The sequence below is a fragment of the Thalassobacter sp. 16PALIMAR09 genome, assembly GCF_000765485.1.
In the GTDB taxonomy this organism is placed as follows: domain Bacteria; phylum Pseudomonadota; class Alphaproteobacteria; order Rhodobacterales; family Rhodobacteraceae; genus Thalassobacter; species Thalassobacter stenotrophicus.
On record NZ_JHAK01000003.1, the window covers coordinates 239,260 to 253,957 of the forward strand.

The following is a 14,698-nucleotide window of genomic DNA, read 5'->3' on the forward strand; positions in this document are numbered from 1 at the left end:
TCGGTTGTCGCGAGTGGCGTCTCGGAAACTGTCTAGGAAAGGATGGGCGAGGTAAAGGATCAGAGTGCGATCTAGCTGTTCGTTCGTATCCTTTGGACGGCTTGTTTCAATGCCGGGCACTGCACAAATGCCAGTTTGCGCGGCAAGCGGTCAAAAGGCAGTGCAGCCATGTCACAACATGGTGTGTTTCCTGTCAGTTTTCGCAAGGGGAGTGGCCATATTCAGGCGTCCCCTATATTAGCTCTGTGCGCAGCTTCAATTTCGCAGGGATATATTTTCTAAATGATACGTGTTTTCGCCCCAAAGATCCGATTGCTTTGTGCGCTTGTTGGCGTGGCTCTTTTGGGGGCCTGCGCGACGCCTGACGTTGGTTCACAAATTGATGACCCATATGAGGTCACGAACCGTGCTGTGCATGCCGAAAACCTGTTGTTGGATCAGCAGCTTGTTCGCCCCGTTTCCAACGCCTACGGGACATCGGTGCCGGGACCAATGCAAAAGGGCATCGCCAATGTTGCCAGCAATTTAAGCACCCCGAGCGATGTGTTGAATAACCTCTTGCAAGTCCGGCTTGGTCAGGCTGCTCAGAATACGTCCCGGTTTTTAGTGAACTCGACGGTTGGTGTTTTTGGCTTGTTTGACGTGGCAAGCGCCATGGGAATTCCCGCGGCACCCACTGATTTTGGTGAGACGCTTTATTACTGGCGCGTCCCAGAGGGTAGCTATGCCGTGCTGCCCGTTGTGGGGCCGTCAACATCGCGCCATGCAGCTGGGCGTTTGGTCGATTTGGCACTTAACCCAATTCGGAGTGCAGTGCCCGCCCCCGAAAGTACCGTTGGAACAGTGTTTGGTGTCGCGGACGCCTTTGGCACGCGGTACCGCAACGCAGAGTTGATTGATTCCGTTTTATACGAAAGCGCTGACAGTTACGCTCAAGCGCGGCTTCTTTATTTGCAAAACCGTCGCTTCCAATTGCGTGGCAGCGAGGTGGACGATGATTACTTTGACCCCTACGAGGATCCTTATGCAGATTTCGACTGACACCTCACTGACCCGCCGATCCCTTCTTGCGCTGTCAGGAGCCGCAGTTGTCGCGGCCACGGGTCCTGCATTCGCCCTTACCACGCCCGAGGCCAAAGTACTGGTTGGGCGTCTGGTGGGCGAAATTAATGGGATCATTGCTTCAAATAAATCCGAAGCCGCAATGATCCGTGATTTTGACGGGGTTCTGAACCGCTACGCCGATATGCCGATTATTGCCCGGTCCATTTTGGGTGTGCCGTGGCGGGGCGCAAGTGCAGCGGAGCGCCGGGATTTCACGCGCGCGCTTCAGGGATATCTCGCTCGCAAGTACGGTAAACAGTTTCGCCGTTTTTCCGGGGGTGAGATTGAGGTGCTAAGCGCGCGGCCCGTGCGGAGCTTCTTTGAGGTGCGTTCGATGGCGCAACTTCCTGGGGAAGCCCCTTTCGAAGTTGTTTTCTTGGTGTCCAACGGCTCGGGCCGTGATTTGTTCTTCAATATGATTATTGAGGGGATCAACCTGCGCACCACTGAAAACACAGAGATCAACGCGTTGTTGGATCGGAACGGGGGCAGTGTTGCACGCCTCACGCAAGCGCTTGGTCAGCTTGGTTAAGCGTTTGCTGGGGCTGAGCGCAGCCCTGATAGTCTAGAATAATCATTGAAACATCATCCTCAAAATCGCTATTTTGAGTGAAGTTTCGCAGGTCTTGTTCCAGTTGGTGCAATAGTTTTTGAGTCGGCGTCATGGCGTGCGCCCGAAGCAACGATGCAAGGCCATCCTCGCCCAACATATTGCCTTCGGGGTTCGTGCATTCGGTGCAGCCGTCTGAAAATAGCACGAGCCGATCACCGGGGTTAAGCTGCGCTGCTGATTTCTCAAAACTTAGGCCACGTATTAAACCGACTGGCGGGCCACCATCGCCGATGGTTATGACCTGCCCGTCCAGCGTTGATACAAGGGGGTGCGGATGACCCGCTTGGCAAAAGTCCAACGCGCCGGTTTCTAGATCTAGATAGGCGAGGATACAGGTGAAATAGATGTCTGTGTCCAGGTCATCGAGCATCAGATTGTTCAGCCGAGCTACGACTTGTTCGGGGGCATCAGCGGCCATACTGCCGTCCGTTTGCCGTGAGAATGCAATGTTACGGTGTTGTTCAGTGGCAGAAAACAGTGCCGACAACCGACCGGTCATCAATGCAGACGCGACCCCGTGCCCCGAGACATCAATCGAATAAATCCCCAGTTTGGTGTGCGATACGGGAAATGAGCCGACCAAGTCACCCCCAACATGCCCGCATGTCAAAAGCTTTGATGCGATCCCAACTGCACCTAGATCACGGTATTCCGGCGGCATGAGCGACATTTGCAGTTTGCGAGCCTCAACGAGGTCTTGCTCCATCGCGCAATGAATCGTTCGCAATTCTGACAACGTCGCTTCAACTACGCGGGTCTTCTCGCGCAGCTCTTCTTGCATGTCTAAAATACGCTCTCCGGCGCGGATACGAGATCGCAATTCGTGCCAATTGATGGGGCGGGTGACAAAATCATCCGCGCCGGCATCCAACCCACGCGCTTTTTCTGAACGGTCGGACTTGGAGGTAATCAAAATGAAGTAACTATATGGCCGTTCCATTGCGCGCAAAGCGGCGCAGAATTCAGGACCATCCATCCCCGGCATACCCCAGTCGCTGACGATCAGCCTGATTTCGGGGTCACCTAAATGGTCAAGCGCCTCCTCGGCCGTTCCGGCTCCAATGACACGATAACCCGCGCGTTTGAGAGTTGCGGACATCAGATGTCTCTGGGCCCGGCTGTCGTCCACGACGAGGACCTTGGCACCTTTGTGGATTTCTGCCAGCAGCATTGGGGTCAAAGAAGCCATAAAGTGTCCAGTGACGTGGTTTGGCACCCTTGGTAGCCCTAGAAAGCTAACGACCCGTAAAGACTAAAATTCGATGTATATTTTTCGGCACCATTAGAGATTTTTTCATTGAGAGACGTTATTTTATGCTCAAAGCGGCGGACCAAAAGATTGGATTTCCTATGATCGATTGGGATCGGGTGACAGAACTACGAGATGAGATTGGGGCTGAGGATCTGGCAACAGTTATTGAGATGTTTCTCGAAGAGGTGGCCGAAAAACTGCAAGAGGTCATGGACGGGACCTCCAAAGCCGCTTTGAGCGAGGATATGCATTTCCTTCGAAGTTCAGCGTTGAACATCGGCTTTGTTAAGCTGGCTGAAATGTGCGCAGGCGTTGAGGAAAAGGCAGGCGTTGGCCATTTGAATGCGGATATTGCGGCGATATCGGCGTGTTACGAAGCCTCGGCCAAAGAGCTGCGCGAACATGAAGGTATTAGGGCTGCGTGAGCCTAGATTAAGAACTCCGACAAAACCGTGTCGTTGGTGATATCGCGATGCTCAAATCCCAAGGCATCCATGCGTTCTGACAGGCGTGCAAAATCTTCGGGCGCGGCGGCTTCGATGCCAATCAGGACGGAGCCAAAGTTTCGCGCGGATTTCTTGAGGTATTCAAACCGCGAAATGTCATCACTTGGGCCCAAAATTCCGAGAAAATCCTTCAGTGCTCCGGGGCGCTGCGGCATCCGAAGGACAAAGTACTTTTTGCGGCCCTCGTGGCGCATGGCGCGCTCTTTGACCTCGGGCAGGCGCTCAAAGTCAAAGTTTCCACCGGATGTGACGCAGACGATCGTTTTTCCCGCAATTTGGGGGGCCAGTTCGTCCAAAACATCAAGCGATAGGGCGCCCGCAGGTTCTAGGACCATGCCTTCGACGTTCAGCATTTCGCTGATGGTCACACAAATCCGGTTCTCGGGCGCGCGCAGAACGTGGTCAGAGGGGACATCGCGCAACACGTCGAACGTTCGTGCGCCGATCTGCGCGACTGCGGCACCATCTACAAATGTGTCCACCCGCGGCAATGCGACGGGGTGGCCTGCCTGCAATGCGGCGGTCAAACTGGCCCCGCCCTCTGGTTCTACATAAATGAGCGTGGTTTGGGGTGCTTGTTCTGTCATGTAGGCAGTGACACCAGCCGACAAGCCACCGCCCCCAACGGGCAGGATTACCATGTCCGGCGCGGTGTCTAGGTCGGCCAAAATCTCAACCGCGACAGAGGCTTGGCCTTCAATCACGTCCGCATCGTCGAATGGCGACAAAAAATGCGCCCCGGTTTCTGTGCAATAGGCTTGTGCGGCGGCCAGCGTGTCGTCGAAAAAGTCACCCACATGGCGAATGGTGACGTGCTTTCCACCAAAGGCACGGGTTTTGTCGATCTTTTGGCCCGGTGTGGTGACGGGCATAAAAATCGTGCCTTCAACGCCCATCTCACGACACATATAAGCTACGCCTTGCGCATGGTTTCCCGCTGAGGCGCAGGCAAAGTGGGACTGGCCCGTCTGTTTGCGCATCGCATTGAAGGCGCCCCGAATTTTGTAGCTGCGCACCGGGCTGAGGTCTTCGCGCTTGAGCCAGATATCCGCGCCGTATTTGTTCGACAGGTAAGCGTTTCTTTGAAGGGGTGTTGGGTCAAAAACACTGCGCAGGGCGCGGGTTGTGGCCTCAGCTTTGGATGAGAAATCGGTCAAAAGGCCCTCGGGATTGCGTCGGTGGTACGTTATCCACAGTGCTAGGGGGGGCGAGGCCGTGCGTCAACGTCGCCTTGCCCCTGTCCCGGAATCGCGATAGGCCCCGCGCTGGAACAAAACCACATGAGGAGAGCGCTATGTCCGCGCCGAAGAAAGTCGTCCTTGCCTACTCTGGCGGTCTGGATACGTCGATTATTCTCAAGTGGTTGCAGACGGAGTACGGATGCGAAGTGGTGACCTTCACCGCTGATCTGGGCCAAGGCGAAGAGCTGGAGCCTGCACGCGCCAAGGCCGAGCTGATGGGCGCAAGCTCAATCTACATCGAAGATCTGCGTGAAGAATTCGTTCGTGATTTCGTTTTCCCGATGTTCCGGGCAAATGCTTTGTACGAAGGCCTGTATCTGTTGGGCACGTCCATCGCGCGTCCGTTGATCTCCAAGCGGTTGGTTGAGATTGCTGCCGCTGAGGGCGCTGATGCGGTGTCGCACGGCGCGACGGGCAAGGGCAACGATCAGGTCCGGTTTGAACTGGCGGCCTACGCGTTAAACCCAGATATTAAAGTGATCGCACCTTGGCGTGAGTGGGACCTGTCCTCGCGCACCAAGCTGATTGATTTCGCTGAGAAGAACCAAATTCCGATCGCCAAGGACAAACGCGGCGAAGCCCCGTTCTCGGTGGATGCGAACCTTTTGCACACCTCGTCCGAGGGCAAGGTGCTGGAAGACCCCGCAGGCGAAGCGCCCGAGTACGTTTACCAGCGCACTGTTTCGCCAGAGCAGGCGCCTGATACGCCGGAATTCGTTGAGATCGCGTTTGAAAAAGGCGACGCGGTTGCGATCAACGGGGTCGCAATGTCCCCTGCGACTGTCCTGACCAAGCTGAACGAATTGGGTGGCAAGCACGGAATTGGCCGTCTTGATCTGGTTGAGAACCGCTTTGTCGGCATGAAGTCGCGCGGCATCTACGAAACGCCCGGTGGTACGATCCTGCTGGAAGCGCACCGGGGTATTGAGCAAATCACGCTTGATAGCGGCGCAGGCCATCTCAAAGACAGCATCATGCCGCGCTACGCTGAGCTGATCTACAACGGCTTCTGGTACTCGCCAGAGCGTGAGATGTTGCAGGCGTTGATTGATAAATCCCAAGAGCACGTGACCGGAACGGTTAAGCTGAAGCTCTATAAGGGCAGCGCTATGACTGTGGCGCGTTGGTCGGATCACTCGCTGTATTCCGAGGCGCACGTGACGTTTGAAGAAGACGCAGGCGCCTATGATCAGGCGGATGCTGCGGGCTTTATCCACCTCAATGCGCTGCGTCTAAAGCTGGTCGCGAACCGCAACAAACGCGTTAAGGGCTAGTGATTTAAGGCGCGGTAACGGTAACCGCCCGCGCCTTCATAGCCTCATAAAACGGCAGGGCCGCGTCTAGGATGGCGCGGTGCTGCGCTGCGACGATGGGCAGGGGCCCTTCGGCTTCGGCAAACCCAGTTGATCGGTGCACAGCGCCGTACCAATGCGCCGCCCAAACGCCATCAAATGGCTTAGGCCCAACTGGCCATTTCAACATCGCATCATCCCACGGCAGGCCGATTTCGGCGCAAAGCGCCTGTAGCGCGGCGCGGGGATTGGCCCGAATCGTTTCGCTGTCGATTACTGGCCCCTCTAGCCTGTCATAGACGGTGGTTTGCTGAGCAAATCCGATGTCCTCTAGCGTAAGGCTATCACGCTTGGCAGCGTAGCTTGCGATGACACGGGCAGGGTGGCGAATGAGGTGGATATTCACGGCCTGCTCGGCCCAGTTCATATCAAACCCCGGTAGCATATGGTGCGGCATGTGCTTCATATACCAATGCGCGCGGCCCAGTGGCACTGCGCCAGCGCAGGCCTGTGCGATGGCGCTTGGGTCGGTCTCGTGGCTGTGTTGGATATCAGCTGTCATGGGGTGGTCCGCGCCAGTGTGCGCAAGGTAGGGCGCATAGAACGGCTCATCCCATGCCGCACAATCGGTGCGACTGCCAAAAGCATATAGCATAGCGGTAGACAGGTTCCGGGGGCCGGACCAAGCAGCAATTTTCATGGAGTGAGAGCCTTTTTGATCTGTGTGGCGGCGGCGTCCGCCCAGAGCTGGTAATAGGGCGCGCCGGGGTGCAGCCCGTCGGCGGCCAACATTTTGGGGTCGGGCGGGGCGTCGTGGGGCAGATAATCTGTGCCCATTTCGGCGCAAAGATCCTGCAATGCGATGTCAAATTCCGCAGCACGCGTACCCATGATTGAGCGAAGCGGCTCGGGCACCGTCGGAAAGCTAAGCACAGGCGGCAAAGCCGTGCAGAGGATTATGCCTGCAGAATGTCGCGTGCGCAGCGTCTCGATGATGGTGCGATAGTTGTTCCGATAGGTGTTCTTGGCCACACCGTTTTTTGCATCATTAATGCCGACCGCGATGAGGACGACATCGAAGGGCTCGGCGTGTAACGCCTGCAACCGCTTCAGCGTCGAGGCGGTCGTCGCCCCACAACGCGCCGCGAGCCGCCAATAGACGGTGCGGTCTTGTGCGAGGCTTCGCGGCAGATGGCCTGCCAACGCGTCGTCTTGGGTCGCGACGCCCACGCCCGCTGCGGCACTATCGCCAAGGATCAATAGGCGTAGGTCCGGGCCGTGACCCAAGGTGCCCTCGCGCCGGCCGGTAGGCTCTTGCAGTCGTGGGCGCGTCGCATAAAGCCACGCACCTTGCAGCAGGGCGAGTGCGGATTTCATGCGCCCACGAGGTCTTTGTACAGCCCCCGCAGGCGCGTGGTGACAGGACCCATTTCGCCGCTGCCGATCGTGCGGCCGTCAATCTCACTGACGGGAGTTTGCGCGCCAAACGTGCCCGTTAGGAATGCCTCATCTGCGCCGTAGGTATCGACCAACGAAAAGTTCCGCTCATAACAGGGAATATCGTTGGCGTGGCACAGGTCGATCACCTTTTGGCGTGTGATCCCGTTCATGCAGTAATCCCCTGTCGAGGTCCAAACGGCCCCCTTGCGGACGATGAAAAAGTTGCAAGCGTTGGTGGTGTTCACAAACCCATGCACGTCGAGCATTAGGGCTTCATCCGCGCCTGCTTTTTCGGCGGCGATGCAGGCAAGGATACAGTTCAGCTTGGAATGCGAGTTCAGTTTAGGGTCCTGCGTCATGGGCAACCCGCGCAGATGCGGCACTGTTGCAAGCCGGATAGGCCGGGGCAGCTTGGGCTTGGAATGCTCCATGATGATGACCATCGTCGGCCCTTTGGTCGACAGGCGGGGGTGTTGAAACGGCAGGCGTTTGACACCGCGTGTCACCATCAGACGCGCATGTGCATCAGTGTGCATGTCGTTTGCGGTGCGGGTTTCCTCAAGAGCTGCGATGACCTGTGCTGGCGTCATCCCGATATCGAGGTCGATGGCCTTGGCAGCCTCAAACAAGCGGCCGATATGTTCCTCAAGAAAGGTCCAGCGCCCGTTATAAAGCCGCAGCCCCTCCCAGACGCCGTCGCCCAGCATAAAACCCGAATCGTAGACCGAAACGGTGGCCTCGGCGCGGTGCGTTAGGGCGCCATTCACCCAGATCAGGATGTCCGCGTTGCGCCGGTCTTCCTCGGCTTCGTGTGTCGATACGTTGTCTGTCATTTTTGGCCCTCCGACCGGCACCATATCAGGCAAAAACGCGCCGCCAAGACTTCACGGACGTGTGATGTCACACAGGCGTGAGTTGCCTGAAGGGCGGTCTTTTGGGCATAGTAGCGCTCTGACGTAGGAGGCATGCCAAATGACACAGACCGGGTGGCAAAACGCCAAGATCGCGCTGCTGGTGGCGGCGCTCCTTTTGGGTGCGAAATTGGATCGTGATGGGGCGCATCACGCCTGCGCGGATTGCACCCCAGAGACTGTCGTCCCCGCCTTACATGAAGGCCCCAGCATTGTTGCGCAGGATCGTTTCAAGGGCAAAGATGCCTAAGATCGCAACCAGCGGCGCAAGGTCCAGCCCGTTCATTTGCGGCAGAAAGCTACGGATGCGGCCATAAACGGGCTCAAGCAAACGGTTGAGGCCATCCCAAATGGACGCAACAAGAGGTTGGCGCAGGTTCAGAACCTGAAAAGTGATGAGCCACGACATGATGATGTGGATGATGATGATCATCTTGGCCACACCGATCAGCATCAACAAAATCTCAAACAGCGATTGCATGGGCGGTTCCTTTTTTCACTTACTTCGTAGGTAAGGCGCGGGCATCGGCGGCGCAAGCAGTTGGCTGCTGATAGGTGTGACGTTTGGGCAGTGTTGACGTTTGAGCATCTGTGCTGCGTTTTGTGCGGATGTATCCTGTCGTCCGTATGATCAAAGAATTCTGGGTCCACCGCAACGCGCCTGCGCTGCCGACCTTTGGCACCCACATCTCACACCACATCTGTTGGCCGTGGGATATTGATCTGTGGATCGAGCTGAACAACGGCCGCACTTTGACGCTGTATGACTTGGGGCGGCTGGTGATGGCGCGCCGCATTGGGTTGCTTGCAGTGGCCAAGCAAAAGGGCTGGGGCATTTCGGTGGCCGGTGCAGTTGTACGCTACCGCAAGAGGGTCCGGATGTTTGATCGGGTTGAGATGCGATCCCGTTCGTTGGGGTTTGACCATCGGTTTACGTATGTCGAACAAAGCATGTGGCGGGGCGATATGTGTTGCTCCCATATTGTGCTCCGCATGGCGGTGACGGATGCGGCGGGTATTGTGGCGCCCGCGCGTGTTGTAGACGCTTTGGGCGGTGATATCCCCAATCCGCCTTTGCCCGAATGGGTTCAGACGTGGATCAAGGCAGAGGATTTGCGTCCCTGGCCGCCGGAAATGTAGGCCCTTCACGCGCTTTTGCTTGCCTTTGTGTGGCCCCGGCTGTTTCGTGCTGGAAAATAGGTGGGGCAGCATGAGCGATAGCGGACTGAAAAAGCGCGTCTTTGGGTGGATGATGTTCGACTGGGCAAGTCAGCCCTACAACACCCTGCTTCTTACCTTTATCTTCGGGCCCTATTTCGCGTCAGCGGTGATGGATGACCCTGTTCAGGCGCAATCCATGTGGGGATTTGCGATAGGGGCCTCGGGTTTTGTGATCGCGGTTTTGGCGCCGATCTTGGGGGCATTTGCCGACACATCGGGACGCAAAATGCCGTGGATATGGCTGTTTTCTGGGCTGTATGTGCTGGGTTCTGCGGCGTTGTGGTTGGCGGTGCCGGGCATGGATGATGTGACGTTTATCCTGTTGCTCTTTTGCCTCGGCCTGATCGGGATGGAGTTCGCGACGATCTTCACCAACGCAATGCTGCCCACGCTCGGGGATAGGGCCGAGATCGGTAAAATTTCCGGTTCGGGCTGGGCGATGGGCTATGCGGGCGGGGTTGTCGCGCTTGTCTTGATGTTGCTTTTCTTGGCCGAGAACGAGGCAGGGGTGACGCTGTTGGGCACAGCACCTGCCTTTGGTCTCGATGCCGCAGCCCGTGAGGGCACGCGATTTGTCGGGCCATTTACTGCGCTTTGGTACGTGGTGTTCATGATCCCGTTTTTCATGTTCGTCCGAGAAGTGCGCCCCCTGACAAATGCTGCCGTTGTCCCAGTCAGTGCCGCGTTGAGCGGGTTGTGGGGCACGCTGCGCCGCCTGCCTGACCGGCGCAGCTTTGCCAGCTACTTGCTGTCATCGATGTTCTACCGAGACGCCTTGGCGGGCATGTATACATTCGGCGGAATATTCGCAGGCGGCGTGTTGGGCTGGTCCGTGATCGACATCGGTGTATTCGGGATTTTGGCGGCGACGACGGGGGCGATATTTGCCTGGATCGGGGGCCGCGCCGACAGTCGCTTTGGCCCTAAGCCGGTGATCTTGGTGTGTATCGTCACGCTGCTGATTGTTTCGATTTGCATTGTGGGCACCTCGCGGGAGGCCATTTTTGGCATCTCGCTGGCTGAAGGCAGCACATTGCCGGATAAATTCTTCTATGTGCTGGGTGCAACTATTGGGGCGGCAGGGGGCTGCTTGCAGGCCGCGTCGCGGACGATGCTGGTCCGCCAAGCTGATCCCGAACGTATGACCGAAGCTTTTGGCCTGTATGCCTTGGCAGGCAAAGCGACGGCGTTTTTGGCACCTATTCTGATTGGCGTGGTGACGCTGTTCAGCGAAAGCCAGCGCATTGGCGTCGCACCTGTGATAGGGTTGTTCGTGCTAGGGTTGGTGTTGATGTCGTGGGTGAAACCGGACGGAGAGTTTGAATGATCCGCACGTTTGTTTTTGCGGTTTTGGCAGGTGTTACGATGGCCGCCCCTGTAGCGGCTGAGCCTCTGGCCAAGGCGCAGTTCGGCGCCATGGATGTCGGTTCTGATCAGCGTGCCGCGCCCATCGGCAGCTATGCCAAAGGCTGTGCGGCGGGCTTGGTGCAACTGCCCGAAACAGGGCCCACGTGGCAGGCAATGCGCCTGAGCCGCAACCGCAACTGGGCCACGCCCGATACCGTTGATTTTGTCCAAGACCTTAGCCGTGAGGCGCAGCGCAATGGCTGGGCGGGCATCTATGTCGGCGATCTGAGCCAACCGCGGGGTGGGCCGATGCTGACCGGGCATCGCAGCCATCAAACCGGGCTCGACGCTGATATTTGGCTATACCCAGCGACGCGGATGGACCTAAGTCGCCGCGCGCGTGAGGACTTGAGTGCCATTTCCATGCGCCGCGCCAATGGGGCTTATGTGAATGACCGCTGGACCAAGGCTCATCATGAATTGGTCAAGGCGGCTGCCAAAGATCGGCGCGTGGCGCGGATCTTTATCTTTCCCGGCGCGAAAGTGCAGATGTGCAATGATGAGGCCGGCAGCAAGGCATGGCTGCGCAAGGTTCGGCCTTGGTGGGGGCATCACTACCATATGCATGTGCGGCTAAAGTGTCCGCGCGGGGCGGCGGCGTGTAGAGATCAAGCGCCACCCCCGCCGGGCAACGGCTGCGCGGATGCGGAAAAGTGGGTTCAGGATATAGTGAACCCGCCGCCGCCTGATCCAAACGCCAAGCCCGCTCCGCCCCGCCGCGAATTGATGATGGCGGATCTTCCGGCGCAATGTGCACAAGTCTTGGCCGCGCCAGGTCGCCCCTGAGGTGCGGAGAACAAAACTAGATCATATTTGAAATGTTAGGGCCTCCTTAAGCACCACTGACGCATACCTGCCGCAGACCGAAAGAGATTCTGCAGCAGAAAGGCGCAGCCATGACCATTTCTTCCTCGCTCAATGCAGGTGTTGCTGGCTTGAATGTTAACGCAAGCCGGTTGGCAACTATTTCCGACAATATCGCGAACTCTGGCACATACGGGTACAAACGCGCCGTTGCCGATTTTTCATCAATGGTGATCGACCAGACCCGTGGCAGTTATTCTGCTGGTGGTGTGCGTGTGACCACCTTTAGAATGGTGGATGAACAGGGCACGCTTGTGAACTCTGACAATCCGACTGACCTTGCGATTGCAGGTCGTGGCATGTTGCCAGTGACGACACTGACGGCTGTCGATAGTGAAAGTGGCTCATTTCCGCTTCGCTTAACGACGACGGGTTCGTTTCGACCCGATAGTTCGGGTATTCTGCGCACGGATACGGGCCTTGTGTTGATGGGTTGGCCCGCCCAACCTGATGGAACCATCCCAGATTTCGCGCGGACCACAGCCGAGGGGCTGGAACCTGTACGCGTGAACCTTAACCAGTTTGCGGGCGATCCGACGACCAAGGTTAACCTTGCGCTGAACCTGCCCGCCACGGCGACGCAGGCGGGTGAAAGTGGGGATACACTTGATTTTCCGGTTGAGTATTTCGACAATCTAGGGACGTCCCAAAACCTTAGCCTTGAGATGACCCCAACTGTTCCGGCCAGTGGGGCGGCGTCCAATGAATGGCGCATCGTGATCAAGGATCAGGCGCAGAACGCGGCCACGGTTGGTGATTTTACCGTGACCTTTGATAGTTCTCAGTCCGGTGGTGGTGCGATTTCCGGTGTGATCGATAACTCGCTGACGGGCCCTGCGGCTGGTGGCACGGGCGATTATGACCCAGCTACGGGCGAAATTGCGGTCAACGTCGCGGGCGGCGGTACCATGCAGCTCGATATCGGTCGCTACAATGACACCAGCGGCATGACGCAGCTGTCTGATGTCTTCGCGCCCGTGTCCGTCAATAAAAACGGCAGCCCAGTCGGTAACCTGAGTTCTGTCGAAGTCGACGCGAACGGTTATCTGCAAGCGATCTATGACATCGGCTTTACTAAAACGATCTATCAGATCCCTGTGGCCGATGTGCCCAACATGAATGGTCTGATTTCACAAAATAACCAGACGTTCGAAGTCTCACCCGAATCTGGATCGTTGTTTCTGTGGGATGCGGGTGAGGGCCCAACCGGTGATATGGCCGGCTTTACCCGAGAGGAAAGCGCCACTGATGTGGCCGCCGAACTCACGCAGTTGATCCAGACCCAAAGAGCCTATTCGTCGAACGCGAAGGTCATCCAGACGGTTGATGAGATGTTGCAAGAAACGACCAACATCAAACGGTAATAATCTGAACCTCATATAGGGAGGCGCAGAATGAGCCTTTCCTCTTCTCTATCCACAGCGATTTCGGGACTAAATGTGACGGCCAGACGTGCCGAGATCGTGTCCTCGAATATCGCGAATGCCTCAACCCCCGGTTATGCTGTGCGCAGTCTTGAAGTGACGAGCCAGCAAAACGGAGGGGGCGTGCGCGCGGTCAGTGTGACACGTAATACTGATCCTATCCTGCTCGCACAACGCAGGTCGTCTGATGCAGAATATCAGGCGGCGTCTGCACGGGCGGATTTCCATCGGGGCCTGGCTGGTGCAATTGGCCAGCCTCAGGATCTAAACAGTCTTGGGGCCTCTGTGGTGCGGTTTGAAACCGCGTTGGTTGATGCCGCGTCACGCCCTGAAAGCCCGGCAGCATTGACGGAAATCGTCAATGAGGGGCAAAGGCTGGCGACAAAGATCAACACGGTCTCCGCTCAGATAGGTGAGGCACGGCAAAACGCCGATACTCAAATTGGCCTGACAGTTACGCGGTTGAACGCCGCGTTTGAGCAAGTGGCTGATATCAATAAAGAGATCATCCAAATGACGGGGCAAGGTCGGGAAACGGCCTCGCTTCAGGATCAACGCCAACAGGTCATTGATCAAATCGCGCAAGAGATCCCGCTCACGGAGGTTGACCGTGGGCGGGGTCAGCTTGCGCTTTATACCGCAGGTGGTCTGGCGCTTCTGGATGGCAGTAACGTGGCGGAGTTTGGCTTTTCTCCGCGTGCGATGATCACTCCAGACCTTAGTGCGGGTGCCGGGACACTTTCACAACTTACAGTTAACGGTCGCGATGTGGACGCACTTGCGGATCGCAGCTTGGTTGGCGGCGGTCGCTTGGCTGCTCTGTTCGAAGTGCGTGATGAAATTGCGCCCGCCGCTCAGGGGCAGATCGATGCCGTTGCGCGTGATTTCATCGAGCGGTTCCAATCTGCATCCGTCGACCCAACATTGGCCACGGGCGACGCTGGGCTATTTACCGACAGTGGCGGAAACTTCGATCCACTTCTCGAATTGGGACTTGCGGCTCGCATCGCTTTCACGCCTTTGGCCGATCCGGCCCAGGGCGGTGATATCTCTCTCTTGCGTGATGGTTTGGGGGCCGCCGTTCAGGGGCCCATGGGTGACGCAACCCAACTGCAACGTTTGGCAAACGCCCTCACCGAAGGACGCGCCACGGTGTCGGGTGGGTTTACGGGCGCATCACGCTCGGCAGCGGTTCTGACATCAGACCTCTTGTCGATGACCAGTGTCGAATTGGCAGACCAAGAAACCCGCGAAAGCTTTGCCGCCAGCCTTAATCAGACCCTACGCACCGAAGAACTTAGAAACGGTGTCGATACAGATACTGAGATGCAGCAACTGCTGGTGATTGAGCAGGCATATGCCGCTAACGCCCGGATTATCGAGACCATTAGTGAAATGCTCGACACATTGACGAGGTTATGAC

Annotated in this window: 15 protein-coding genes; 9 read left to right on the forward strand and 6 right to left on the reverse strand. The window is 57.1% G+C overall.

From position 1 onward, the window contains the following. Positions 1 to 282 precede the first annotated feature (282 nt). Positions 283 to 1,041, forward strand: a complete 759-nt coding sequence (locus PM04_RS08570; RefSeq protein WP_052068350.1) for a VacJ family lipoprotein — start codon at positions 283 to 285, stop codon at positions 1,039 to 1,041. Further along, a complete protein-coding gene (locus PM04_RS08575) occupies positions 1,025 to 1,636 on the forward strand; it encodes a phospholipid-binding protein MlaC (protein WP_038005722.1) in 612 nt (203 codons plus the stop codon). The genes PM04_RS08570 and PM04_RS08575 overlap by 17 nt, the downstream gene beginning before the upstream one ends. On the opposite strand, the gene PM04_RS08580 is transcribed toward PM04_RS08575, so the two are convergent. Then, entirely contained in the window at positions 1,608 to 2,906 is a 1,299-nt protein-coding gene (locus PM04_RS08580) for a PP2C family protein-serine/threonine phosphatase (RefSeq protein WP_235281434.1), read from the reverse strand. The genes PM04_RS08575 and PM04_RS08580 overlap by 29 nt on opposite strands. 161 nt (positions 2,907 to 3,067) lie before the next feature. Here PM04_RS08580 and PM04_RS08585 point away from each other — a divergent pair, with 161 nt between their 5' ends. Next, entirely contained in the window at positions 3,068 to 3,394 is a 327-nt protein-coding gene (locus PM04_RS08585) for an Hpt domain-containing protein (protein WP_038006003.1), read from the forward strand. Between the two features lie 2 nt (positions 3,395 to 3,396). On the opposite strand, the gene ilvA is transcribed toward PM04_RS08585, so the two are convergent. Then, positions 3,397 to 4,632: a threonine ammonia-lyase IlvA gene (gene ilvA, locus PM04_RS08590; RefSeq protein WP_038005723.1), complete on the reverse strand. Its 1,236-nt coding sequence runs from the start codon at positions 4,630 to 4,632 to the stop codon at positions 3,397 to 3,399. 137 nt (positions 4,633 to 4,769) lie between these two features. On the opposite strand from ilvA, the gene PM04_RS08595 reads away from it, so the two are divergent. Continuing rightward, the gene (locus PM04_RS08595) at positions 4,770 to 5,990 is read left to right on the forward strand and encodes an argininosuccinate synthase (RefSeq protein WP_038005724.1); all 1,221 of its coding nucleotides are present in this window, start codon (positions 4,770 to 4,772) and stop codon (positions 5,988 to 5,990) included. 4 nt (positions 5,991 to 5,994) lie between these two features. On the opposite strand, the gene PM04_RS08600 is transcribed toward PM04_RS08595, so the two are convergent. The 4 genes from PM04_RS08600 to PM04_RS08615 form a co-directional block, all read right to left on the reverse strand. Further along, positions 5,995 to 6,708 carry a hypothetical protein gene (locus PM04_RS08600; protein WP_038005725.1) on the reverse strand — a complete coding sequence of 238 codons (714 nt, stop codon included), beginning with the start codon at positions 6,706 to 6,708 and terminating at the stop codon, positions 5,995 to 5,997. Next, positions 6,705 to 7,385, reverse strand: a complete 681-nt coding sequence (locus PM04_RS08605) for an SGNH/GDSL hydrolase family protein (protein WP_038005726.1) — start codon at positions 7,383 to 7,385, stop codon at positions 6,705 to 6,707. The genes PM04_RS08600 and PM04_RS08605 overlap by 4 nt, the downstream gene beginning before the upstream one ends. Next, positions 7,382 to 8,281 (reverse strand): D-amino acid aminotransferase, encoded by a 900-nt coding sequence (locus tag PM04_RS08610; RefSeq protein ID WP_038005727.1) that lies wholly within the window; start codon positions 8,279 to 8,281, stop codon positions 7,382 to 7,384. The genes PM04_RS08605 and PM04_RS08610 overlap by 4 nt, the downstream gene beginning before the upstream one ends. 271 nt (positions 8,282 to 8,552) lie before the next feature. After that, entirely contained in the window at positions 8,553 to 8,840 is a 288-nt protein-coding gene (locus PM04_RS08615; protein WP_038005728.1) for a YggT family protein, read from the reverse strand. A gap of 128 nt (positions 8,841 to 8,968) precedes the next feature. Between PM04_RS08615 and PM04_RS08620 the strand changes: the two genes are divergently transcribed. The 5 genes from PM04_RS08620 to flgK all read left to right on the forward strand — a co-directional run bounded on the left by PM04_RS08620 (position 8,969) and on the right by flgK (position 14,697). Beyond that, complete coding sequence (locus PM04_RS08620) at positions 8,969 to 9,499, forward strand: acyl-CoA thioesterase (RefSeq protein WP_038006005.1); 531 nt, start codon at positions 8,969 to 8,971, stop codon at positions 9,497 to 9,499. A gap of 70 nt (positions 9,500 to 9,569) precedes the next feature. After that, a complete protein-coding gene (locus tag PM04_RS08625; protein ID WP_038005729.1) occupies positions 9,570 to 10,907 on the forward strand; it encodes an MFS transporter in 1,338 nt (445 codons plus the stop codon). Further along, positions 10,904 to 11,773, forward strand: coding sequence for a penicillin-insensitive murein endopeptidase (mepA, locus tag PM04_RS08630; RefSeq protein WP_038005731.1), 870 nt, complete (start codon positions 10,904 to 10,906; stop codon positions 11,771 to 11,773). The genes PM04_RS08625 and mepA overlap by 4 nt, the downstream gene beginning before the upstream one ends. A 110-nt stretch (positions 11,774 to 11,883) precedes the next feature. Continuing rightward, positions 11,884 to 13,215 carry a flagellar hook protein FlgE gene (locus PM04_RS08635; RefSeq protein WP_200880342.1) on the forward strand — a complete coding sequence of 444 codons (1,332 nt, stop codon included), beginning with the start codon at positions 11,884 to 11,886 and terminating at the stop codon, positions 13,213 to 13,215. Positions 13,216 to 13,245: 30 nt separating this feature from the next. Then, a complete protein-coding gene (gene flgK / locus PM04_RS08640) occupies positions 13,246 to 14,697 on the forward strand; it encodes a flagellar hook-associated protein FlgK (protein WP_038005734.1) in 1,452 nt (483 codons plus the stop codon). Position 14,698 lies beyond the last annotated feature (1 nt).

Bases quoted from the DNA above. Each gene is read 5' to 3' on its own strand.
- PM04_RS08610 (WP_038005727.1), bottom strand. From the start codon at position 8,281: ATGACAGACAACGTATCGACACACGAAGCCGAGGAAGACCGGCGCAAC.
- PM04_RS08595 (WP_038005724.1), top strand. From the start codon at position 4,770: ATGTCCGCGCCGAAGAAAGTCGTCCTTGCCTACTCTGGCGGTCTGGAT.
- PM04_RS08580 (WP_235281434.1), bottom strand. From the start codon at position 2,906: ATGGCTTCTTTGACCCCAATGCTGCTGGCAGAAATCCACAAAGGTGCC.
- PM04_RS08620 (WP_038006005.1), top strand. From the start codon at position 8,969: ATGTATCCTGTCGTCCGTATGATCAAAGAATTCTGGGTCCACCGCAAC.
- mepA (WP_038005731.1), top strand. From the start codon at position 10,904: ATGATCCGCACGTTTGTTTTTGCGGTTTTGGCAGGTGTTACGATGGCC.
- PM04_RS08585 (WP_038006003.1), top strand. From the start codon at position 3,068: ATGATCGATTGGGATCGGGTGACAGAACTACGAGATGAGATTGGGGCT.
- PM04_RS08575 (WP_038005722.1), top strand. From the start codon at position 1,025: ATGCAGATTTCGACTGACACCTCACTGACCCGCCGATCCCTTCTTGCG.
- PM04_RS08570 (WP_052068350.1), top strand. From the start codon at position 283: ATGATACGTGTTTTCGCCCCAAAGATCCGATTGCTTTGTGCGCTTGTT.
- PM04_RS08635 (WP_200880342.1), top strand. From the start codon at position 11,884: ATGACCATTTCTTCCTCGCTCAATGCAGGTGTTGCTGGCTTGAATGTT.
- PM04_RS08600 (WP_038005725.1), bottom strand. From the start codon at position 6,708: ATGAAAATTGCTGCTTGGTCCGGCCCCCGGAACCTGTCTACCGCTATG.
- PM04_RS08615 (WP_038005728.1), bottom strand. From the start codon at position 8,840: ATGCAATCGCTGTTTGAGATTTTGTTGATGCTGATCGGTGTGGCCAAG.
- PM04_RS08605 (WP_038005726.1), bottom strand. From the start codon at position 7,385: ATGAAATCCGCACTCGCCCTGCTGCAAGGTGCGTGGCTTTATGCGACG.
- flgK (WP_038005734.1), top strand. From the start codon at position 13,246: ATGAGCCTTTCCTCTTCTCTATCCACAGCGATTTCGGGACTAAATGTG.
- PM04_RS08625 (WP_038005729.1), top strand. From the start codon at position 9,570: ATGAGCGATAGCGGACTGAAAAAGCGCGTCTTTGGGTGGATGATGTTC.